The organism is Terrabacter lapilli (genome assembly GCF_039531305.1).
Taxonomy (GTDB): Bacteria; Actinomycetota; Actinomycetes; order Actinomycetales; family Dermatophilaceae; genus Terrabacter; species Terrabacter lapilli.
In genome coordinates, this window is record NZ_BAAAPU010000003.1 from 381,219 (window position 1) to 402,586 (window position 21,368).

Below are 21,368 nucleotides of genomic sequence, written 5' to 3' on the forward strand. Positions count from 1 at the left end.
ACGTGCCGGAGCTGCCCGAGGTCGAGGTGGTGCGCCGCGGCCTCGAGGAGCACGTGGTCGGGCGGCACGTCTCGCGTGCCCGGATCACCGGCGTACGCGTGGCCCGGCGACACGACGCCGGCCCGGAGGACCTCGCCCAGCGCCTGCATGACGTCACGGTCACCGCGGCCTCGCGTCGCGGGAAGTACCTCTGGCTCGCCCTCGACGGCGAGGACGCGCTCATCGTCCATCTCGGGATGAGCGGCCAGATGCTCGTGGAGCCGGCCGACGCCCCGCTCGAGAAGCACTGCCATGCCCGCTTCGACTTCGACGACGGCGGCCCGCAGCTGCGCTTCGTCGACCAGCGCACCTTCGGCGGGCTGGCCCTGTCGCCCCTGCGACCCGACGGCATCCCGGAGTCGGTGGCCCACATCGCCCCCGACCCGTTCGAGCCGGTCTACGACCAGGCCGCGGTCGTGCGCCGGATGAAGCAGCGCGACAGCGCCGTCAAGCGTGCCCTGCTCGACCAGACCCTCGTCTCAGGGATCGGCAACATCTACGCCGACGAGGCGCTGTGGCGGGCGAAGGTGCACGGCGAGCGGCTCTGCTCCTCGCTGACCAGGCCCACGCTCGCCCGCATCCTCGACCACGCACGTGAGGTCATGGCCGAGGCGCTGGGCCAGGGCGGCACGAGCTTCGATGCGCTCTACGTCAACGTCAACGGGGCCAGCGGCTACTTCGACCGCTCGCTCCACGCATACGGTCGCGCGGGGACCCCCTGCGACCGGTGCGGTGCCATCATGCGTCGCGAGCAGTTCATGAACCGCTCGTCGTTCTCCTGCCCCGTGTGCCAGCCGCGCCCGAGACGCCGCAACCCGTCCTGACCGTCGCGACGACGGGGGACGGGCTGCGGGTCGTGTCCGTGTGGCGGGCTCAGTGTCCCGTCGGGCGGCGCTTGGGCGCGGGCCGCGTGGGGTCGACGGCGGCAGGCTCGACGTGCTCGGGCACGATGATCGGTCTGACCCGGGCCCAGATGATGAAGACCGCGCTGATGAGGAGCAGGACGATCCCGGCATACAGGTTGGCGTTGACGTTGCCCGTCCGGTCGTACGCCTTGTCGCCGAAGATCCCGAGCAGCGTGAGGATCACGCCGTAGAGGCCGAGCAGGGCGCCGATGAAGTTGCGGATGTCGAAGGCGCCCGCCGTGTGCTGCCGGCCCTGCTTCTCGCTGGGGGCAGGGGCATCGAGGTCGTGGTGGTCACTCATGTCGAGGCTCCTGTCAGAACAAGAAGTTGAGGATGATGACGAGGGCGAGCGAGACGCCCGCGAGCGGCAGCGTGCGCCGGTACCAGGGGAGCCGGTGCTCCTCCGGGTCGATGAGGTCCTCCCGCGGTGTCTCCGAGTAGACGAGGCCGCGCAGTTCGCGCGAGGTCTTGGGCTCGGTCATGAGCGACACGACGATGCTCAGCAGGATGTCGACGACGAAGGCTGCCGACGCGGCGACGAAGGCCGCACCCTGCCCCTTGAGCGGGATGACCCCGAGGCTGGCGGACCCGAAGGCGTCCTCGCTGAGGAAGGCGACCAGCACGGCCGAGAGCGTTCCGGCCGAGAGGCCGACCCAGCCGGCAGTGGCGGTCATCCGCTTCCAGAACATGCCGAGGATGAACGTGGCGAAGAGCGGGGCGTTGAAGAACCCGAACAGCGTCTGGAGGTAGTCCATGATGTTGCTGAACGAGCTCGCCACGATCGCCGTGAAGATCGCGATGACCGTCGCGCCGACCGTCGCGAGACGACCGATGCGCAGGTAGTAGTCGTCGCTGTGGTCCTTGCGGATGTAGCGCTGCCACAGGTCGTAGCTGAACACGGTGTTGAACGCCGAGATGTTGGCGGCCATGCCGGCCATGAACGCGGCGAGCAGACCGGCGATCGCCACGCCGAGCAGGCCGTTGGGCAGGATGTCGCGCATCAGCAGCAGCAGGGAGTCGTTGTACTTGACCCCCTCGCCGGATGCGCCCCCGGGCGGCGACCCGCCGGCCTTGAGCTGGCCGATCTCCTTGACGAGGACCGCGGCGATCATGCCCGGCACGATGACGATGAAGGGCACGAACATCTTGGGGAACGAGCCGATGATCGGCGTCTTGCGAGCGGCCGAGATCGAGTTGGAGGCCATGGCGCGCTGGACCTCGACGAAGTTCGTCGTCCAGTAGCCGAAGGACAGCACGAAGCCGAGGCCGAAGACGATGCCGACGACCGACCAGAACGGGGAGTCGAAGCCGGAGAGCGCCTGGCCGGGCCACGAGTGCAGCTGCTGCTCGGCAGACGGCACCTTTGCCGCCGCGGCCGCGGGCGTGGACGCGAACTCGGTGATCTTGTCCTTCAGGCCCTGCACGCCGCCGACGCGGTGGAGCCCGATGAGGGTCAGCGGCAGCAGGGCCGCGACGATGACGAAGAACTGCAGGACCTCGTTGTAGATGGCGGCCGAGAGGCCGCCGAGGGTGATGTAGGACAGCACGATCGCCGCCGCGACGAGCAGCGTCACCCACAGGGGCCAGCCGAGCAGGGCGTGCACGATCGAGCCCAGCAGGTAGAGGTTGACGCCGGCGATGAGCAGCTGGGCGAACGCGAAGCTGATGGCGTTGACGAGGTGGGCGCCCGTGCCGAAGCGGCGGAACATGAACTCGGGCACCGAGCGCACCTTCGAGCCGTAGTAGAAGGGCATCATCACCACGCCGAGGAAGAGCATGGCGGGGATGGCCCCGACCCAGAAGTAGTGGACGGCCGAGATGCCGAGCTGGGCCCCGTTGGCCGACATGCCCATGATCTCGACGGCTCCGAGGTTCGCCGAGATGAAGGCCAACCCGGTGACCCACGCCGGGAGCGACCGGCCGGAGAGGAAGAAGTCGATGGAGTCGGACACCGACCGCCGCGCCATGACCCCGATGCCGAGGACGAAGACGAAGTAGAGCGCGATGATGACGTAGTCGACGGGGTTGGCGTTGATCAGGGTTCCCGCGGTGGGCAGACCCGCCAGTGCGTGCATGCGATCAGTCCCTTCGTTGGGCGACGACCCACGCTAGCGCAGGGCGCCGGATCGGGCGCGTCAGCGCGACCGGGGGTCGGCCGTCGGGGTGAGAAGCCGTTTCAGCGGCACCGTGACGTCTGCCGCGGCGTCGGCATCGATGGTCATACCCTTCTCCAGCGCTCGTTTCACGGTGAGGTAGTCGGAAGGGACGTTCACCGACTCGACGGCCACGAGCAGCCCGTCGCGGTAGCTCAGGAGCGAGAAGCGCTCTGCCGCAACGTCGCCCCGCACCACCTGCCGGTCGGCTCCTTGAGGGAGCCCCGCCATCTGGAGGTGGAGGTCTCCCTGGTCGCTCCAGAACCAGGGCACGCGGTCGTATGCCGCCGGGTGGCCTGCCAGGGTCGCAGCCGCGGAGCGTGCCTGGTCGGTGGCGTGCGCCACGCTCTCGAGGCGGGTGAGCCCGGGCACCCCGCGACCGAAGGGGTTGGGACCGACGGCGCAGTCGCCGGCGGCGACGGTGGCACCGTCCGAGGTGAGCGCATACGCGTCGACGACGACGCCGCGAGGGTCCACGAGCAGTCCGAGCTGCGCCGCGAGCTCGGTGCGCGGGACGACGCCGATCCCGACCACGACGACGTCGGCCGCGATCGTCTGGCCGTTCGTGAGCTCGACTCCCGCCGCCCGACCGTCGTCGACGACGACGCGTACCGCGCCGGTGTGCAGCAGGAGGCGCGTGCCGCGGCGCTCGTGCGCTTCGCGGACGGCGTCGGACAGTGCGGGGCTGACGGCGCGGTCGAGGAGGCGGTCGGCCACCTCGACGACGGTCACGTCGGCGCCGAGGGCTCGGGCGCCCGCCGCGATCTCCAGCCCGATGAAGCCTCCGCCCACGACGACGACCTCACGGGCGGCGCGCAGCTCGGGTGCGAGGCGGTCGGCATCGGCGAGGGTTCGGACCGAGTGCAGCCCGGGGAGCCAGCCGTCCGGCGGGAGCGGGGTGTCGGCAGCCTCGGCCGCACCCGTCGCGGGCAGCAACCGGTTCGTGGCGCCCGTGGTCAGGGCCAGGCGGTCGAACTCGATGCAGCGGCCCGAGGTCGTCGTGGCGCTGCCGCCGGCGCGGTCGCGCTCGACGGCGACCACGGCGTCGCCGGTCACCAGCTCGACGCCGAGGTCGGCGAACCAGCCGGCGTCGTGGAAGACCAGGGACGGACGGTCGTGCTCGCCGCGCAGGTAGCCCTTCGACAGCGGTGGCCGCTCGTAGGGCGGCTCTGGCTCGTCGCCGACGAGGACCACGGGGCCGGTGTCGCCGAGCTCGCGCAGGGCCGTCACGAGGGAGATGGCGGCCTGCCCGGCCCCGACGACAAGGGTCCTCGCCGCCTGCTCCTGGGTCATGCCCTCACCCTAGGGTGGCCCCATGACGTGGTCGCCAGCGAACCCCGAGTCGGTCTTCACCTACGGCGCTCCGGCGCTGAAGTTCGGCGCCGGGGCCGCGGACGAGATCGGCCACGACCTGCTGGCCCTCGGCGCGCGCCGGGTGCTCGTCGTCACCGACGCCGGGGTGCTGGCGACGGGATGGCCCGAGCGGGTCGCCGAGGGGATCCGCGGCTCCGGCCTCGAGGCCGTGGTGCACGACTCGGCGCACGTGGAGCCGACGGACGCGAGCCTCGTGGCGGCCGCCGACCGGGCCCGGGCCGACGGCCCGTTCGACGGCTACGTGGCCGTGGGCGGCGGGTCGTCCATCGACACCGCGAAGGCCGTCGACCTGCTGCTCAGCGACGGCGGCGACCTCATGGACTACGTCAACGCCCCCGTCGGGGCGGGGCGCGCTCCGAGCCGGCCGCTGGCACCCCTCGTCGCGGTGCCCACGACGACGGGCACCGGTGCCGAGAGCACGACGATCTGCGTCCTCGACGTGCTCGCGCTCAAGGTCAAGACCGGCATCAGCCACGTCCGGCTCCGGCCGAGCCTGGCGGTCGTCGACCCCCGCCTCACGGCCTCCCAGCCGTCGGGCGTCACCGCGAGCGCCGGCATGGACATCCTGTGCCACGCGCTCGAGAGCTGGACCGCACGGCCGTTCGCGAGCTACGAGCGCAAGCAGCCGGGGGAGCGGGTGCCCTACTGCGGCAGCAACCCGATCTCCGACATGTGGTCCGAGCGGGCGATGTCACTGCTCGCCAAGGCGTTCCGCACGGCTGTGCGCGACGGCTCCGACGAGGGCGCCCGCGGGGACATGGCGCTCGCGGCGACGTTCGCCGGCCTCGGCTTCGGCAACGCCGGGGTCCACGTGCCGCACGCCAACGCGTACCCCATCGCCGGACGCGTCCGGGACTTCCACCCGGAGGGCTACCCGCACGACGAGCCGATGGTGCCGCACGGCATGGCCGTCGCCCTGACGGCGCCCGAGGCGTTCCGGTGGACCTTCGAGGCCGACCCCGAGCGGCACCTCGCGGCCGCCCGGCTGCTCGACCCGGAGCACGGGCCGCGGTGGGCCGCCGAGCCCCGCGACGTGCTGCCGGGCGTCCTCGCGGACCTGCTGCGCGACATCGGCATGCCCAACGGCCTGCACGCCGTCGGCTACGGGGAGGGCGACGTGGACGACCTCGTCGAGGGGGCCCTGAAGCAGCAGCGTCTGCTCGCCACGAGCCCGCGTGAGGTGGGCGCGGGCGACCTCGCCGGCATCGTGACCCGCTCCCTGCAGCTCTGGGACTAGCGGTTCGGCACCGGCAGGTGGGTGGCGGCATACAGTGCCGTCTGTGACGACCCAGCCGACCCACCTGCCCCTTCCCCTCCAGAGCGACTGGCTCGACTGGGTCGGCGAGCGAGGAGAGCAGCAGCTCGCCCTCGCGCGCTCGCTCGTCGAGGGCCTGCGCAGCGACCCGCCGGCAGGGGCGCTGGAGGTGCTGCGCGTGTGGAACGACGCGCAGACGGCCCTGTCCAACGCCGCCTCGATCGGGTCCCTCTTCTCCGAGGTGCATCCCGACGCGACCGTGCGCGAGCGTGCGGAGTCGGTGGCCCAGCAGGTGCAGAAGCTCGACACCGACCTCGGCCTCGACACGAGGCTGTATGCCGTGCTGTCCGCTCTCGACCCCAGCGGGCTCGACGCCGACGCCGCCCGCGTCCTCGAGCGCACGCTGCGTGACTTCCACCGCTCGGGCGTCGACCAGGACGAGGCGACCCGGGACCGGCTGCGCGAGCTGAGCGAGCGCGAGATCCTGCTCAGCCAGGAGTTCAGCAAGAACATCCGCGAGGACGTGCGCAGCATCCGCGTCACCCCGGACCGGCTCGCGGGCCTGCCGCAGGACTGGGTGGACGCGCACCCCGTCGACGAGGACGGCCTCGTCACGGTGACGACCGACTACCCCGACGTCGTGCCGTTCCGGACCTTCGCCCACGACGCGCAGGCCCGCCGTGACCTCGCGACCGAGTTCCTCACGATCGCCTGGCCGGCCAACGACCGGGTGCTGCAGGACATCTTCGCCGCGCGGCGCGAGCACGCCGCGCTGCTCGGCTACGCGTCGTGGGCCGATTTCGACGCCGAGGTCAAGATGATCCGCACCGGCGCGGCCATCGCCGAGTTCATCGACCGCATCACCGAGCTGTCGACGGCCAGCGCCGAGCGCGACAAGAAGGTGCTGCTCGAGCGCCTGCGCCGCGACCGCCCGGACGCCACCGACATCGACGGGGCCGACGTGCCCTACTACTCCGAGCTGGTGCGCAAGGAGGACCTCGCGGTCGACGCCCAGCAGGTGCGCACCTACTTCCCCTTCGAGTCGGTCCGCCAGGGCCTGCTCGACGTGACCGGCCGGCTCTTCGGTCTCGAGTGGACCCCGGTGCCTGCCGAGGACGCCCGGACGTGGCACGAGGAGGTCGCGACCTACGACGTCTCCTTCGAGGGCGAGCGGATCGGCCGCATCCACCTCGACCTGCACCCGCGCGAGGGGAAGTACAAGCACGCGGCGCAGTTCGACCTCGTGCGCGGGGTCGCCGGCACGCAGCTGCCCGAGGGGGTGCTCGTCTGCAACTTCGGCCGCGGCCTCATGGAGCACGACGAGGTGGTGACGCTCTTCCACGAGTTCGGCCACCTCGTGCACCACGTCCTCGCCGGTCGCACCGAGTGGGTGCGCTTCTCCGGCGTCGCGACCGAGTGGGACTTCGTCGAGGCGCCGAGCCAGATGCTCGAGGAGTGGGCCTGGGACCCGGAGGTCCTGGCGACCTTCGCGCGCAACGCCGCCGGCGACACGATCCCCGCCGAGCTCGTCGAGGCCATGCGCCGCGCCGACGACTTCGGCAAGGGCTACGACGCGCGCACGCAGATGTTCTACGCGGCGCTGTCCTACGACTTCCACGTGCACCGGACCGACGACCTGACCGCCCGCCTGCGCGAGCTGATGGGCCGCTACTCCGTCTTCCCGTACCTCGAGGGCACGCACATGCAGTGCCACTTCGGCCACCTCGACGGCTACAGCTCGGCCTACTACACCTACATGTGGTCGCTGGTCATCGCCAAGGACATGTTCTCCGCGTTCGACCGCGGCGACCTCTTCGACCCGGAGGTGGCCGGGGCCTACCGCGACAAGGTGCTCGCCCAGGGGGGCCGCCGCGACGCCGCCGACCTCGTCGAGGACTTCCTCGGGCGTCCCTACACCTTCGACGCGTATGCCGCCTGGCTGGCCGAGTGACCGGCTGTGAGGGTGTGGTCGTCACCGCGCTGATGACCTACCCCGTGAAGTCACTCGCCGGCGTGTCCGCGCAGGAGGCAGCCGTCGGGGAGCGGGGCCTGCACGGCGACCGGCGGTGGGCGGTCGTCGACGAGGACGGCGCCCAGGTCACGGCGCGCGAGGAGCACGCGCTGCTGGGGCTGCGGGCCGAGCCCCTCGCGGGCGGCGCGATCCACCTGTCGGCGGACGGCGCGGAGCCGCTCGAGGTCGCCGTGCCGTCCGAAGCGGCGCCGGTGCCGGTTCGCTTCTCCGGGCAGGGGACGGCCCGGCCCGCAGGCGCCCGTGCCGACGCCTGGCTGACCGCACGGGTCGGCCGCTCCCTGCGGCTCGTGTGGCAGGACGACGACACCCGCCGACCGATCCGGCCGGAGATGGGCGGCCGGGCCGGGGACGTCAACTCGCTGTCGGACGCCGCGCCCCTGCACCTGACGTCGGAGGCGTCGCTGCGCCGGCTCGGCGACTGGCTGCTCGAGACCGCCCTGGAGCGCGGCGAGGAGCCGGGGGCGGCAGTGGGTCACGACCGGTTCCGGCCGAACGTGGTGGTGGCGGGCGGCGAGCCGTTCGCCGAGGACGCCTGGTCGTCGGTGAGCATCGGCGACGTGGCGTTCCGGGCCACGATGGTGTGCGACCGGTGCGTCATGACGACGATCGACCGCAGCGACCTGCGCAGCGGCAAGGAGCCGATCCGCACGCTGGCCCGCCACCGGAAGTGGGACGGGGCGACGTGGTTCGGCATCCGGCTGACGCCGGTGCTGCCGCTCGCACCCGGTGCCACCGTTCGCGTCGGGGACGAGGTCGTCGCGCGCTGAGCCCGTGCGTCAAGCGTCACAGTCGAACCGCCCCTCGGGTCGGCGGCTCCGGCACGACACTGGTGGCATGAGGGCACGTGGCCCCCGTGAGCGCCTGCTGGTGGCGGTCCGTGGCCCGGGGAGGCTGACATGTTCGCCCTGCTCCTCGTCCTCGTCGTCGTCCTCGTCGGTTTGACGGTGTGGGGTTCGCGCCGAGCCCTCTCCCGCGACGCCGCCCGCGTGTCGGACGGTGCGTCGATCCGCCGCTTCTTCACCTACCTCCTGCTCTTCTCGCTGCTCATGCTGTGGGCAACGGGCCTCGCCGCCCTGCTCGGGAGGGTGGTGGACGTCGGGCGCCCCGGGGAGCTCTCCGGCGAGTCGCTGGCCCAGAGCACGGCATACGTCCTCGTCGGGCTCCCGCTGTACGCGGTCGTCGCGGCCTGGACCCGCGCGCGGATGCAGGCGGACCCCGAGGAGTCCCGGTCACGCGGCTGGACGCTCTACGTCACGGCTGCCTCGTTCGTCGCCCTCGTGGCGACCGTGCTGGCGATCCAGGGCACCATCACCTGGGCCCTGGGGGCTCCCGGCGACGACGGCCCGCAGTTCGGCGAGATGGTCGTCTGGGGCACGGTGTGGCTGGCGCACCGCTGGGTGGAGCACCGCCTGGTCGGGGGCCGTGTGCTGACCAGGGCCGGCTTCCTCGGCGCCGTCCTCGGTCTCGGAGTCACGTCCGTGGGCGCGGTCATGGCGCTGGGGCACGTCGTCGGGAGCCTGGTCTCGGTGCCGGTGGCGGAGACGACCGAGGGCCCGTCACTGCTGCAGACCGGGGTGGCGACCCTGGTGTCGGGTCTCGTCGCGTGGGTCGTCTCGTGGGTGCTGCCCTCGGCCCGGCTCCAGCGCAGCACGCTCTGGCACGTCTACGTCCTCATCTTCGGGGTCGCCGGGGGACTGCTCACCGCCGTCGTCGGAGCGAGCGTCTCGCTCGACCGGGTCGTGCTGTGGTTGCTGCGCGGCACGAGCGCCGGCTCCTCGAGCGCCGACCTGGAGGGCCTGCCCGTCGCGCTCGCAGCCGTGGTGGTCGGGGGAGCGGTGTGGCTCTACCACCGGACCGTGCTTCGCCTGAGCGAGGAGCACGGACGCACGGAGGTCCGCCGGGCCTACGACTACCTCCTCGCGGGCGTGGGTCTCGTCGCCGCCGCCGTGGGCGTCATGATGCTGGTGGTGGCAGGGCTGGAGGCCCTGCTCGCTGCATCGGTCTCGCCCGCGGAGGAGGCAGATGCCCTCGGAACCGTCGTCGCCGCAGCGACCCTCCTCGTGGTGGGCGCCCCGGTCTGGTGGCTGTTCTGGCGCCGGGTCAGCACCGCCGTGGAGGCCGATCCGGTCGGGGAGCGCCGCTCGCGGACCCGGCGCGCCTACGTCTTCCTGCTCTTCGGGATCGCCGCTCTGGCCGCGGTCGTGGCCCTGCTCACCGGCGTCGTCACCGTCCTCCAGGACGTCTTCGCCTCCCTGCTGGGCGCGCAGACGTTGTATGCGGTGCGCTACCCGATCGGCGTCCTCGTCACGGCGGCGCTGGTGGCCGGCTACCACTGGACGGTGCTGCGCGCCGACCGCGCCGTGCTGGCCGGCGAGGAGCACGGCCCCCGGTACGTCCTGCTCGTGGGGCCGCCGGATCCCGACGTCGCCCAGGTCCTGCACCGCAGGACCGGTGGCTCCGTGAGCCTGCTGACGCGCACCGACACCCCGCCCACGTCCTGGCCGATGGAGGAGCTGGAGCAGCTGCTCGCGGCGATCCCGGACGCCGCCGGCGTCGTGGTGCTCGCCGACGACCGAGGACTTCACGCCATCCCGGTGTCGGCCCCCTGACACCGGCGCGGGACCGGGCCTCGGGTCAGGGGATCGGCAGATCCTTCAGGACGACCTTCTTGCCGGTCCGGCGCTCGGAGAGGTCGGCCAGGGCCTGGCGCACCGTCTTGGAGAAGAGGTGCGCACCGATGATCGTGGGGTGGATGCGGTCGGACTGCACCTGGTCGGGGTGGGCGCGGATCGCGTCGGCCCAGTCGGCGACCACGACGTTGGGGCGACCGCGGGCCACGAGCTCGAGCGTCGCGTTGTCGGTGTCGACCCGGGCGAAGGGCGCCATGATGTTGACGAGGACGACCATGCGCTTGGGGCCCAGCGTGTCGAGCACCTGCTTGACGGCGTCCTCGTCGACCCCGGCGTTGGTGCCGAAGGCGAGGATGACCGCCCTCCGGTTGTCCGCGCCACGGGCCCGCACCTGGGCCAGGCCGTCGGACCACCGCCGGTTGGACTTCGCGTCGATGCGGATGCCGGGGAAGTAGTAGCGCAGCGCCTGCAGGCTCCCGACCATGATCGAGTCGCCGTAGGCGTCGATCTCGGGCCCGCTGGGCATCGTGAAGGACGCCTTGACGGCGGACGGGGAGCTGCCGGTGGGCGGCGTCGACGGCTGGGCGACGCCGGACCTGCCGGGCGCGGCGGAGGAAGCCTCCGGCGCGGCGCCCGACGGGGCGACGGTGGGCGCCTGGTCGGCGGCCGCCTCGTTCTGCGCGAGCATCTGCGCGGTCTGGCTCTGCTCGGGAGCGGTGAGCACGATCAGGCCCGTCGCGACGACCAGCACCGCCAGGACCACGGCGACGACGCGCTTCCCGCGCACCGTCAGCTCGGAGATGCCGCGTCCCAGGGCCACCGCGACGCCGCGGAAGCCGAGGGTGCGGAACGGGGTCTCGACGAAGCGGAAGGTGAGGTCGGCCAGGGCGAGCGTCACGAGCACGCACCACAGCCGCGTCAGCAGGTGCGGGACCGTGCCGGGCGCGGAGGGGTTGTCGAGGGCCACGAGCAGGATGACCGGCCAGTGCCAGAGGTAGATGGAGTACGACCGGGCACCCACCCAGGCGAGGGCAGGGTGACGCATCGCCCGCGAGACCAGGCCCGGGCCGCCCGGCCGCCGCTCGACCACGCCCATGACGAGCACGGCCGTGGCGAGCGAGGCCAGGACGATCCCACCCCGGAAGGTCCACGCCGACTGCTCGTCGAGGAGGGCCATCTCGGCGACGAGGACCGCGAGGGCGAACGGGACCGCATACGCCCCGAACCGCCCCCAGCGGGAGGGTGCCACCAGGGGTGCCAGGCGCGGGCTCGCCCACGCGAAGGCGAGCGCCGCCCCGGCCATGAGTCCCATGACGTGGGTGTCGGTGCCGTAGTAGACGCGCGTGCCGTCTGTGCCCGGCGTGAACATCGTCGCCATCAGCAGCGACGACGCCAGCCCCACGGCGACGGCTGCACCGACCCGCACGCGGCTCGAGAAGGCCAGCAGGGCCAGGGTCAGCAGCGGCCACAGCAGGTAGAACTGCTCCTCGACCGCGAGCGACCAGAAGTTCATGAACAGCTGCGGCGCGGTCTGGTCGAAGTAGCTCGTGCCGGCGGTGATCTCGAGCCAGTTCGTCGAGAACGTCAGTGCGCCGACGATCTCGCGGCCGATGTCGACGAGGAGGTCCTGGCTGACGGCGCGGGCGATGAGCACGCTGGTGACGACGCACAGCACCAGCGCGGGCAGCAGCCGGCGTGCGCGCCGCACCCAGAACCGGGAGAGGGCGATCCGGCCCGTCCGGTCGCGCTCGCGCACGAGCAGGGTCGTGATGAGGAAGCCCGAGACGACGAAGAAGACGTCGACGCCGAGGAAACCGCCCGGCAGCCACGAGGCGTTGAGGTGGTAGACGAGGACGGCCACGATGGCGACGGCCCGCAGCCCGTCGAGCCCCTCGATGCGTCCCGGTCGACCTGGCCCACCCGGAGAACCCGGTGCCTCGGACGGTGCACGACCGGATCGGGGAGTGGCCCCCGTGGCCGTCTCGGCGGTCTGACGAGTGCCAGCCGCCCGTGAAATCGCCGACGTCGACACGTCGCTCCTTCCGTGGGCCTCGGTGCGTGGAGTCACCGCTGTGCCTGCAGCGAGCATAGTTACGGGCGGGGACGGGGTCGCGGCGCCACGCGGCATACGGTGTGGGGATGGAGGAAGCGGATCAGGGCGCCACGGGCGAGGCCCCGGGCGGGGCCTCGGGTGCGGCTTCGGGTCCGGCCTCGGGTCCGGGGGAGACCGTGCGCGTGACGATGTTCGTGCGCGGCATGGTGCAGGGCGTCGGGTTCCGCTGGTGGACCCGTGCGCGTGCCCTGGAGCTCGGTCTCGTCGGCCATGCGCGCAACACCTTCGACGGGCGCGTCGAGGTGGTGGCCCAGGGCAGCCCCGACGCCGTGGCGGCCCTCGAGTCGCTGCTCAGGGAGTCCCCGTCGACGAGGCGACGGCCAGGGCACGTCGAGAGCCTCGTCGTGCAGCCCGGCGTCCCGAAGGACGGAACCGTGGGCTTCGTCGAACGCTGAGCGACCTACCCTGACCCGGTGAGCGATGAGCCGCTGAGCGACGTGACCGAGGTCCCTGCCGAGCTGGCCCGGCTGCGCAGCAGCATCGACAACATCGACGCGGCGCTCGTGCACCTGCTCGCCGAGCGCTTCAAGTGCACGCAGCAGGTGGGTCGGCTCAAGGCGGAGCAGCACCTGCCGCCCGCGGACCCGCAGCGCGAGGAGCAGCAGATCGCGCGGCTGCGGGCCCTGGCCGACAGCGCGGGCCTGGACCCCGTCTTCGCGGAGGCGTTCCTGAACTTCATCATCGCCGAGGTCATCCACCACCACGAGCGCATCGCCAGCGGCGACGCGTAGCGACGGTGCCCGGCGCTCACCAGAGCGTGGCCTCCTGGCGCACGTCGAGGGCGGCGTCGTAGGCCGCAGCCTCCGCGTCCGAGGAGAAGCCGCCCGCCTCGCGGGTCAGGTCGCCCGCTGTGGGGAGGGTGCGCGGGTCCGCCCGGGAGCCCGGCTCCCACAGCCGGCTGCGCTTCACCGCGCGGGCGCACTGGAAGTAGACGCGCTCGACCGTCACGACGAGCACCGACGCGGGGCGGGCGCCCCGCACCTCGTGCCGCGCCAGCTCCTCGGGGTCGGTCGAGATGACGGCCGTGCCACGCACACGGAGCTCCTCGCCGAGGCCGGGGACGAGGAAGAGCAGCCCGACGCGCGGGTCGGCGACGACGTTGCGCAGCGTGTCGAGGCGGTTGTTGCCCCGACGGTCCGGGATGACGAGGGTCCGTTCGTCGCGGACCACGACGAACCCGGGTCGGTCGCCACGCGGCGACTGGTCGAGGCCCCCGTCGCCGACCGTGGCCACGACGACGAACGGCGCCGCCGCGATGATCCGGGCCTGGCCGGGAGTGATCGTCGCCGACTCCTTCGCGAGCGAGTTCGGCGCCGGGGCGGTCGGATAGACCTCGAGCAGCCGCTCGAGCGAGGTGACGACGTGCTCGTCGGGTGCGTGCGGCTGGGTCTGCGGCTCGTCCACCGGACCACGGTATGCCGCCCGCTCCCGACAGGTGCGCACGCTCGCCTCCGAGGTGTGGGGCTCCACGGCTAGTACGCTGACCGGGATCGCTGGCGGGCTGGGAAAAGGACTAATCGGGTCGTGTACGTCAAGAGCCTCACCCTGAAGGGCTTCAAGTCCTTCGCCTCCGCGACCCACATGCGCCTCGAGCCGGGCATCACCTGCATCGTCGGCCCCAACGGTTCCGGAAAGAGCAACGTCGTCGACGCGCTCGCCTGGGTCATGGGCGAGCAGGGTGCGAAGTCCCTGCGCGGCGGCAAGATGGAGGACGTCATCTTCGCCGGGACGGCCGGGCGGGCGCCGCTCGGTCGGGCCGAGGTGGCCCTCACCATCGACAACACCGACGGCGCGCTGCCGATCGACTACACCGAGGTGACGATCTCGCGCACGATGTTCCGCAACGGCGGGTCGGAGTACGCGATCAACGGCACGCCCTGCCGCCTGCTCGACGTGCAGGAGCTGCTCTCCGACAGCGGCATCGGCCGCGAGATGCACGTCATCGTCGGTCAGGGCCAGCTCGACACCGTCCTGAGGGCCACCCCCGAGGAGCGTCGCGGCTTCATCGAGGAGGCGGCCGGCGTCCTCAAGCACCGCAAGCGCAAGGAACGCGCGCTGCGCAAGCTCGAGACGATGGAGGCCAACCTCACGCGCGTGCAGGACCTGACCGGTGAGATCCGCCGCCAGCTCGGGCCGCTCGGGCGGCAGGCCGAGACGGCCCGCAAGGCCGCCGTCATCCAGACCGACGCCCGTGACGCCCGGCTGCGCCTGCTCGCCGACGACCTCGTGCAGCTGACCTCGACCCTCGAGCAGGAGGTCGCCGACGAGTCGGCCCTCATCGAGCGACGCTCCGAGGTCGAGGAGTCCATCGCCGGCCTCGCCGAGCGGCTCGCCACCCTCGAGGCCGCGGCCGAGGCGGCCCGGCCCGCGCTCACCCGCGCGCAGGACGAGTACGTCTCGCTCGGGCGCCTGGTGGAGCGGATGGCCTCCACGCGCTCCCTCGCCGCCGAACGCGTACGCCTGCTCAGCGAGGACGACGAGCCCGAGGCCGCCGGCCAGGGCCGCGACCCGGAGCAGCTGCGGGCCCAGGCCGCCGAGGTGCGCGAGCAGGAGGCATTCCTGCTGGAGGAGATCGCCGAGGCCAAGGCCGCCCTCGAGGAGGCGGTCCTCGGGCGCACGGACGCCGAGCGCAGCCACGCCGAGGAGATCGCGCGCCTGCAGCGCGAGGTCCGCGCGGCCGCCGACCGCCGTGAGGGCCTGGCCAAGCTGGGCGGCCAGGTCGGCGCCCGGGCCTCCCGCATCGAGGCGCGGGAGGCCGAGGTGGGACGCCTGCGCAGCACCATCGAGGCCGCCCAGGCCCGCGCTGCCGAGGCCGAGCGCGAGTTCTCCCGGCTCGAGGCCGGCGTCGCCCAGGACGAGGAGGGCGAGGAGGGCCTCGACACCGCCTACGAGGAGGCTGCCGCGCGGCTCGAGGCCGCCGAGGCCGAGCTCTCGCGCTGGAAGGAGGCGGAGGCTGCCGCGGAGCGCGCCCGCACCACCGCAGCCGCCCGCGTCGAGGCGCTCGGCCTGAGCCTGCGCCGCAAGGACGGCGCGGCTGCGCTGCTCGCGACCGCCGACGAGGGCCACGAGATCCTCGGCTCCGTCGCCTCCCTCGTCACCGTCGAGCCGGGCCTGGAGAACGCCGTCGCCGCCGCGCTCGGCTCGGCCGCCGAGGCTCTCGCCGTCGGTTCGCTGGACGCCGCGGCCGCGGCGCTGGACACCCTGCGCGACGGCGACCACGGGCGCGCGAGCCTGCTCGTGGCCGAGTCGGCCACCACGCTCGACCACGAGGCCTGGCCCGCCCTCGCAGAGGGAGCCCGGTGGGCCCGCGACGTCGTCCAGTGCCCCGACACCGTGCGCCCGGCGGTGGACCAGGTCCTCGACCGCGTCGCGCTCGTCGCGGACACGCAGCAGGCCACGGCGCTGCTTCGCACCCACCCCGGCGTCACTGCCGTGACCCAGGGTGGTGACGTGTACGCGCCGGGCACCGTCCGCGGCGGCAGCACGAGCGCGCCCAGCCTGCTCCAGCTGCAGGCGGCGCTCGACGACGCGCAGGACGCCATTGCGCGAGCCACCCGCGAGGGGGAGGAGGCGCGCTTCCGGGTCGCGGGGGCCGAGGCCGCCCGTGACGAGCTGGCGGACGCCGTGGAGGCGGCGCTCGAGCGCCTCAACGAGAGCGACGCCCGGATGGCCGCCATCGCCGAGAAGCTCGGCTCTCTCGGCCAGACCCTGCGGGCTGCGCGGGCCGAGGTCGAGCGCACCGAGAAGGCCATCTCCGACGCCACCGAGGCCCTCGAGAGCGACCGGGCCGAGCATGCCTCACTGCTCGAGCGGCTCGAGGCCGCGAGCGGCGAGGGCGACTTCGCCGAGGAGCCCTCGACCGAGGAGCGCGACCGTCTCGAGGCCCTGGCGCGTGAGGCCCGCGCCACCGAGACGGACCTGCGTCTGGGACTGCGCACCCGGGAGGAGCGCGCCCGCGCCCTCAAGGACCGCGCGGACGCCCTGGAGCGTGGCGCCCGGCACGAGGAGGAGGCGCGCCAGCGCCTCGCCGAGCGGCAGGCCCGCCGTCGACGCGAGGCCGCCGTGGCGGAGGCCGTGCGCACCGCGGCGACGTGGGCGCACGAGCTGCTCGTCGACTGGGCCGAGCAGGCCGGCCGTGCCCGGGCGGCGGGGGAGGCCGAGCGCACCGAGCGCGACGCCGAGCTCGCCGTGGTCCGCCGCGACATCGCGACGCTGCAGGCCGAGCTGCGCGAGCTCACCGACACCGTGCACCGCGACGAGGTGGCGCGGACCCAGCAGCGGCTGCGCATCGAGCAGCTCGAGACCAAGGCGGTCGAGGAGCTCGGGATCGCGCCCGCCGACCTCGTGGAGGAGTACGGCCCGCACCAGCCGGTCCCGGCCGTGCCCGACCCCGACGCCGACCCGGACGCGCCCCAGCCCGAGCCCGTGCCCTTCGTGCGTGAGGCCCAGGAGAAGCGGTTGCGCCAGGCCGAGCGCAAGCTCAGCGCCCTCGGTCGCATCAACCCGCTCGCGCTCGAGGAGTTCAGCGCGCTGGAGGAGCGGCACAAGTTCCTCACCGAGCAGCTCGAGGACCTCAAGAACAGCAAGCGCGACCTGCTCGACATCGTCAAGGAGGTCGACGAGCGCGTCGAGCGCGTCTTCGCGGAGGCCTTCGAGGACACCGCGGTCCAGTTCGAGCGGGTCTTCCAGCGGCTCTTCCCCGGCGGCGAGGGACGGCTGGTGCTCACCGACCCCTCCAACATGCTGACCACCGGCCTCGAGGTCGAGGCGCGCCCGCCGGGCAAGAAGATCAAGCGGCTCTCGTTGCTCTCCGGCGGCGAGCGCTCGCTCGTGGCCGTCGCACTGCTCGTGGCGATCTTCAAGGCCCGGCCCTCGCCCTTCTACATCATGGACGAGGTCGAGGCGGCACTCGATGACGCCAACCTCGGCCGGCTCATCACGCTCTTCGAGGAGCTGCGCGACAGCTCGCAGCTCATCGTGATCACGCACCAGAAGAAGACGATGGAGATCGCCGACGCGCTCTACGGCGTCAGCATGCGCGGCGACGGGGTGACGACGGTCGTGTCCCAGCGCCTGCGCGACGTCGCCGACCGCCCCGCCTGAGCACCGGCACACAGGCTCCGCTCGTGCTCGGCCCCCGGCCGTCTCGTGGTTCACGAGGCGGCCATGGCAGCGTTGCCAAATCGTCACGCGTCGAGGTTTGCGTCACACCAGTCACATCAGTCACTCTTCTCACATGGTCTTCCTCGTCATCTCGATGCTCGTCGTCACCGGACTCGGTGTCGCGGTCGTCGGTGTCGTCGCGGTGCCCGCGCGCCGCGGCGGCCGGGACCTGCTCACCGCCAAGGGGGAAGGGGTGGCCCGCTCGGCACGACGCCGTGCGAGCACCCTCGGTCGACCGCGTACGCGCACGCCGTAGCGACGGACCGCCTGCCCACCTCCTCGGCCACCGGTGACAACCGGTGGCCGAGCCGCGTCCGCGGGCCCTCTGGCCGCCCCGTCCCGGGCCCCTCACGGCCGTCGGGCGCCTTCCGGCGCCGTGGTTGGATGGCCGGGTGGACACAGTCTTGATCTACGTCATCGTCGGCGTCATCGTCCTGCTCGGAGCCATCGCCTACGGCGTCAGCCTCATCGGTGGACGGCGCCGGACGGTCGAGCGCGAGGCGCCGCCCGCCCACCCCGGTCTTCCCGCCGAGGACCTCGACCGGCAGCCGCCCGGTGACTCCACCGACACCGTGGCGCCGCCCGAGCGCCCCGGCGCGCAGGCCACCGTCGAGGTCGTGCCGGAGCCGGAGGTGGCGCCCGCGCCGCCCCAGCCGACGATCGAGCGCCCCGCGTCCGCGCGGGGACGTCTGCAGCGGCTGCGCGCCCGCCTGGCCCGGTCCAACTCCTCGATCGGCCAGGGCCTGCTCGCCCTGCTGTCGCGCGGCAAGCTCGACGAGGAGACGTGGGAGGAGGTCGAGGACACGCTCATCTCCTCCGACCTCGGCGTCGAGGCCACGATGGAGCTCGTCGAGTCGCTGCGCACCCGCGTCAAGGTCGACGGCGCCACCGACGAGGCCACGGTGCGCGGCTGGCTCCGCGAGGACCTGCTGGCGCTCGTCCAGCCCGAGATGGACCGCCGCATCACGAGCACCCGGGTCGGCGACCGCCCCGCCGTGATCCTCGTCGTCGGGGTCAACGGCACCGGCAAGACGACGACCGTCGGCAAGCTCGCCCGCGTGCTCGTCGCCGAGGACCGCGAGGTGCTCCTCGGCGCGGCCGACACCTTCCGTGCCGCCGCGGCCGACCAGCTCGAGACCTGGGGCGCGCGTGTCGGCGTCCCCACCGTGCGCTCCGACAAGGACGGCGCGGACCCCGCGGCCGTGGCCTTCGACGCCGTCAAGGCCGGCATCGAGGAGGAGGTCGACGTCGTCATCATCGACACCGCCGGCCGCCTGCACAACAAGGTCGGCCTCATGGACGAGCTCGGCAAGGTCAAGCGCGTCATCGAGAAGCAGAGCGAGATCGACGAGGTGCTGCTCGTCCTCGACGCCACCACCGGGCAGAACGGCCTGCAGCAGGCCAAGGTCTTCTCCCAGGCGGTGGACGTCACGGGCATCGTGCTGACCAAGCTCGACGGCACGGCCAAGGGCGGCATCGTCGTGGCGGTCCAGCGCCAGCTCGGCGTCCCGGTCAAGCTCGTCGGCCTCGGCGAGGGACCCGACGACCTCGCCCCCTTCGACCCCGAGGCCTTCGTCGACGCCATCGTCATGTGAGCCGACCTGCTCGACGAGCAGCGATCCGAGGAGCACGTACGCCGCAGGGCGTACGTGCTCCTCGGCGTTCGATGGGTGGGCAGCCCATCCACGATCCGGACGGCCACGGTGGGCGAAACCATCCGCTAACACCGTGCCCGTGTTGTTGACACGGCCGTAACACAGGGCGTGATCGGTGGAAATTCCTCCTGTCCACTCTTCTCGGCATGAGCGCACTTACCTACGTGACGGCAGACGCGCCGTTCACCGACAGCGGGAACACCGCGTGGGTCCTGGCAGCGGCCGCCCTGGTCCTGTTCATGACCCCCGGTCTCGCCCTCTTCTACGGCGGCATGGTCCGCACCAAGAGCGTCCTCAACATGATGATGATGTCGTTCATCACGATGGGCACGGTCGGCACGGTGTGGATCCTCTGGGGTTACAGCGAGACGTTCGGCCCGGACCTCGGCGGCGGCCTCCTGGGCAACCCCTTCACGCACTTCGGCCTCAGCGGGGTCCTCGACCAGATCTACGGCTTCGTCCCGGCTGACGCCGCGAAGGGCACGGCAGCGGCCGGCGGCATCCCTGCCACCGCCTTCGTCGCCTTCCAGGTCGTCTTCGCGATCATCGCCGTGGCCCTGGTCTCCGGCGCCATCGCCGACCGCGCGAAGTTCAGCACCTGGACGATCTTCACCGTCATCTGGGCCACCCTCGTCTACTTCCCCGCGGCCCACTGGGTGTTCGCGTTCAACGGCTACGCCGCCGAGACGGGTGGCTGGATCGCCAACAAGGCCGAGGGGCTCTTCCTCGGGGGCGCGGGCGCCTACGACTTCGCCGGAGGCACGGCCATCCACATCAACGCGGGAGCGGCGGGCCTCGCCCTCGCCCTGGTCCTCGGCAAGCGGGTCGGCTTCCGGCGCGACCCGATGCGCCCGCACAACCTGACGCTCGTCATGATCGGCGCGGGCATCCTGTGGTTCGGCTGGTTCGGCTTCAACGCGGGCTCCGCGCTCGGGGCCGGGGTCCAGGCGGCCGGCGTCTGGGTCAACACCCTCGCCGCCACGGCCACGGCCATGCTGGGCTGGCTGCTCACCGAGAAGCTGCGCGACGGCCACGCCACGTCCCTCGGCGCCGCCTCGGGCGTCGTTGCCGGCCTCGTCGCGATCACCCCCGCCTGCGCCACCGTGTCCCCCATCGGCGCCCTCGTCGTCGGCCTGCTCGCCGGTGTCGGCTGCGCCCTGGCCGTGGGCCTGAAGTTCCGGTTCGGCTTCGACGACAGCCTCGACGTCGTCGGCGTGCACCTCGTCGGTGGTCTCATCGGCACCCTGCTCATCGGCTTCCTCGCCACCAAGGGGAGCCCGACGGGTGCGGCCGGCCTGGACGTCAACGAGGGCCTCCTCTACGGCGGCGGCGCCTCGCAGCTGCTGGCCCAGGTCGAGGGCGCGCTGTCGGTCCTGGTCTTCTCCTTCGTCGTCACCTACCTCATCGGTGTCGTGCTCCACAAGACGATCGGCTTCCGGGTCTCGAAGGAGGACGAGGTCAGCGGCATCGACCTGGCCGAGCACGCCGAGACCGGGTACGACTTCGGTTCGCTCGGTGGGTCCCGGACCGGCGTGCTCGCGGGCCACACGGCCTCCGCACCGGCCGCGCCCCCCGGAGCCACCGCGTCCACCCCGTCCGCCGACAAGGCACCCAAGGAAGAGGCCTCCGCATGAAGCTCATCACCGCCATCATCAAGCCGCATCAGCTCGACGAGGTGAAGGAGGCCCTCGAGGCCTTCGGAGTGGCCGGCATGACCATCAGCGAGGCCAGCGGCTACGGCCGCCAGCGCGGACACAGCGAGGTCTACCGCGGAGCCGAGTACACCGTGGACTTCGTGCCCAAGGTGCGCCTCGAGGTCCTCGTCGACGACATCGACGCCCCGGACGTCCTCGAGGTGATCCTCAAGGCGGCCCAGACCGGGCGCATCGGCGACGGGAAGATCTGGTCGGTCCCGGTCGACGAGGTGGTGCGGGTCCGCACCGGCGAGCGCGGGGTCTCGGCCCTCTGAGGGCCCGGGCGCCCGAGCCACCACCCGCAGCTGCAGCTCGGCCGGCCACCCGCCGGCCGGCCGAGCAGGCCGAGCAGCCG

17 protein-coding genes are annotated in these 21,368 nt (G+C 72.6%); 12 read left to right on the top strand and 5 right to left on the bottom strand.

Annotated features, from left to right (window positions below; genetic code table 11):
• Positions 1–2: 2 nt before the first annotated feature.
• On the top strand, positions 3–863 hold the full coding sequence (gene mutM, locus ABD241_RS03125) for a bifunctional DNA-formamidopyrimidine glycosylase/DNA-(apurinic or apyrimidinic site) lyase (RefSeq protein WP_344058326.1): 861 nt from the start codon (positions 3–5) through the stop codon (positions 861–863).
• Between the two features lie 49 nt (positions 864–912).
• Here mutM and ABD241_RS03130 read toward each other — a convergent pair whose 3' ends face one another.
• The 3 genes from ABD241_RS03130 to ABD241_RS03140 are packed head-to-tail and all read right to left on the bottom strand — an operon-like array spanning position 913 to position 4,390.
• A complete protein-coding gene (locus ABD241_RS03130; RefSeq protein ID WP_344058328.1) occupies positions 913–1,245 on the bottom strand; it encodes a hypothetical protein in 333 nt (110 codons plus the stop codon).
• A gap of 13 nt (positions 1,246–1,258) precedes the next feature.
• Positions 1,259–3,019 carry a sodium:solute symporter family protein gene (locus tag ABD241_RS03135; RefSeq protein WP_344058330.1) on the bottom strand — a complete coding sequence of 587 codons (1,761 nt, stop codon included), beginning with the start codon at positions 3,017–3,019 and terminating at the stop codon, positions 1,259–1,261.
• 60 nt (positions 3,020–3,079) lie between these two features.
• Positions 3,080–4,390, bottom strand: a complete 1,311-nt coding sequence (locus ABD241_RS03140) for an NAD(P)/FAD-dependent oxidoreductase (RefSeq protein WP_344058332.1) — start codon at positions 4,388–4,390, stop codon at positions 3,080–3,082.
• A gap of 22 nt (positions 4,391–4,412) precedes the next feature.
• Between ABD241_RS03140 and ABD241_RS03145 the strand changes: the two genes are divergently transcribed.
• From ABD241_RS03145 to ABD241_RS03160, 4 genes are all read left to right on the top strand, one after another.
• Positions 4,413–5,708, top strand: a complete 1,296-nt coding sequence (locus tag ABD241_RS03145; protein ID WP_344058334.1) for a hydroxyacid-oxoacid transhydrogenase — start codon at positions 4,413–4,415, stop codon at positions 5,706–5,708.
• Between the two features lie 43 nt (positions 5,709–5,751).
• Positions 5,752–7,677 carry a M3 family metallopeptidase gene (locus ABD241_RS03150; protein WP_344058336.1) on the top strand — a complete coding sequence of 642 codons (1,926 nt, stop codon included), beginning with the start codon at positions 5,752–5,754 and terminating at the stop codon, positions 7,675–7,677.
• On the top strand, positions 7,674–8,525 hold the full coding sequence (locus tag ABD241_RS03155; RefSeq protein ID WP_344058338.1) for an MOSC domain-containing protein: 852 nt from the start codon (positions 7,674–7,676) through the stop codon (positions 8,523–8,525). Before ABD241_RS03150 ends, ABD241_RS03155 begins: the two co-directional genes overlap by 4 nt.
• Positions 8,526–8,654: 129 nt before the next feature.
• Positions 8,655–10,367: a DUF5671 domain-containing protein gene (locus ABD241_RS03160; protein ID WP_344058340.1), complete on the top strand. Its 1,713-nt coding sequence runs from the start codon at positions 8,655–8,657 to the stop codon at positions 10,365–10,367.
• Between the two features lie 25 nt (positions 10,368–10,392).
• On the opposite strand, the gene ABD241_RS03165 is transcribed toward ABD241_RS03160, so the two are convergent.
• The gene (locus ABD241_RS03165) at positions 10,393–12,477 is read right to left on the bottom strand and encodes an acyltransferase family protein (protein ID WP_344058342.1); all 2,085 of its coding nucleotides are present in this window, start codon (positions 12,475–12,477) and stop codon (positions 10,393–10,395) included.
• A 50-nt stretch (positions 12,478–12,527) separates the two neighbouring features.
• Between ABD241_RS03165 and ABD241_RS03170 the strand changes: the two genes are divergently transcribed.
• Positions 12,528–12,896 carry an acylphosphatase gene (locus ABD241_RS03170; protein WP_425580662.1) on the top strand — a complete coding sequence of 123 codons (369 nt, stop codon included), beginning with the start codon at positions 12,528–12,530 and terminating at the stop codon, positions 12,894–12,896.
• Between the two features lie 18 nt (positions 12,897–12,914).
• The gene (locus tag ABD241_RS03175) at positions 12,915–13,232 is read left to right on the top strand and encodes a chorismate mutase (RefSeq protein WP_425580663.1); all 318 of its coding nucleotides are present in this window, start codon (positions 12,915–12,917) and stop codon (positions 13,230–13,232) included.
• Positions 13,233–13,248: 16 nt separating this feature from the next.
• Here the strand turns inward: ABD241_RS03175 and ABD241_RS03180 are convergent, their stop codons facing one another.
• Entirely contained in the window at positions 13,249–13,971 is a 723-nt protein-coding gene (locus ABD241_RS03180) for an MSMEG_1061 family FMN-dependent PPOX-type flavoprotein (RefSeq protein WP_344058344.1), read from the bottom strand.
• A gap of 54 nt (positions 13,972–14,025) precedes the next feature.
• Between ABD241_RS03180 and smc the strand changes: the two genes are divergently transcribed.
• The 5 genes from smc to ABD241_RS03205 all read left to right on the top strand — a co-directional run bounded on the left by smc (position 14,026) and on the right by ABD241_RS03205 (position 21,288).
• Positions 14,026–17,604, top strand: coding sequence for a chromosome segregation protein SMC (gene smc / locus ABD241_RS03185; protein ID WP_344058346.1), 3,579 nt, complete (start codon positions 14,026–14,028; stop codon positions 17,602–17,604).
• Positions 17,605–17,737: 133 nt separating this feature from the next.
• On the top strand, positions 17,738–17,920 hold the full coding sequence (locus ABD241_RS03190; protein WP_142184247.1) for a hypothetical protein: 183 nt from the start codon (positions 17,738–17,740) through the stop codon (positions 17,918–17,920).
• Between the two features lie 136 nt (positions 17,921–18,056).
• The gene (ftsY, locus tag ABD241_RS03195; protein WP_344058350.1) at positions 18,057–19,259 is read left to right on the top strand and encodes a signal recognition particle-docking protein FtsY; all 1,203 of its coding nucleotides are present in this window, start codon (positions 18,057–18,059) and stop codon (positions 19,257–19,259) included.
• A 206-nt stretch (positions 19,260–19,465) separates the two neighbouring features.
• On the top strand, positions 19,466–20,953 hold the full coding sequence (locus ABD241_RS03200; protein WP_344058352.1) for an ammonium transporter: 1,488 nt from the start codon (positions 19,466–19,468) through the stop codon (positions 20,951–20,953).
• Positions 20,950–21,288, top strand: a complete 339-nt coding sequence (locus tag ABD241_RS03205) for a P-II family nitrogen regulator (RefSeq protein ID WP_343992512.1) — start codon at positions 20,950–20,952, stop codon at positions 21,286–21,288. Before ABD241_RS03200 ends, ABD241_RS03205 begins: the two co-directional genes overlap by 4 nt.
• Positions 21,289–21,368: the final 80 nt, after the last annotated feature.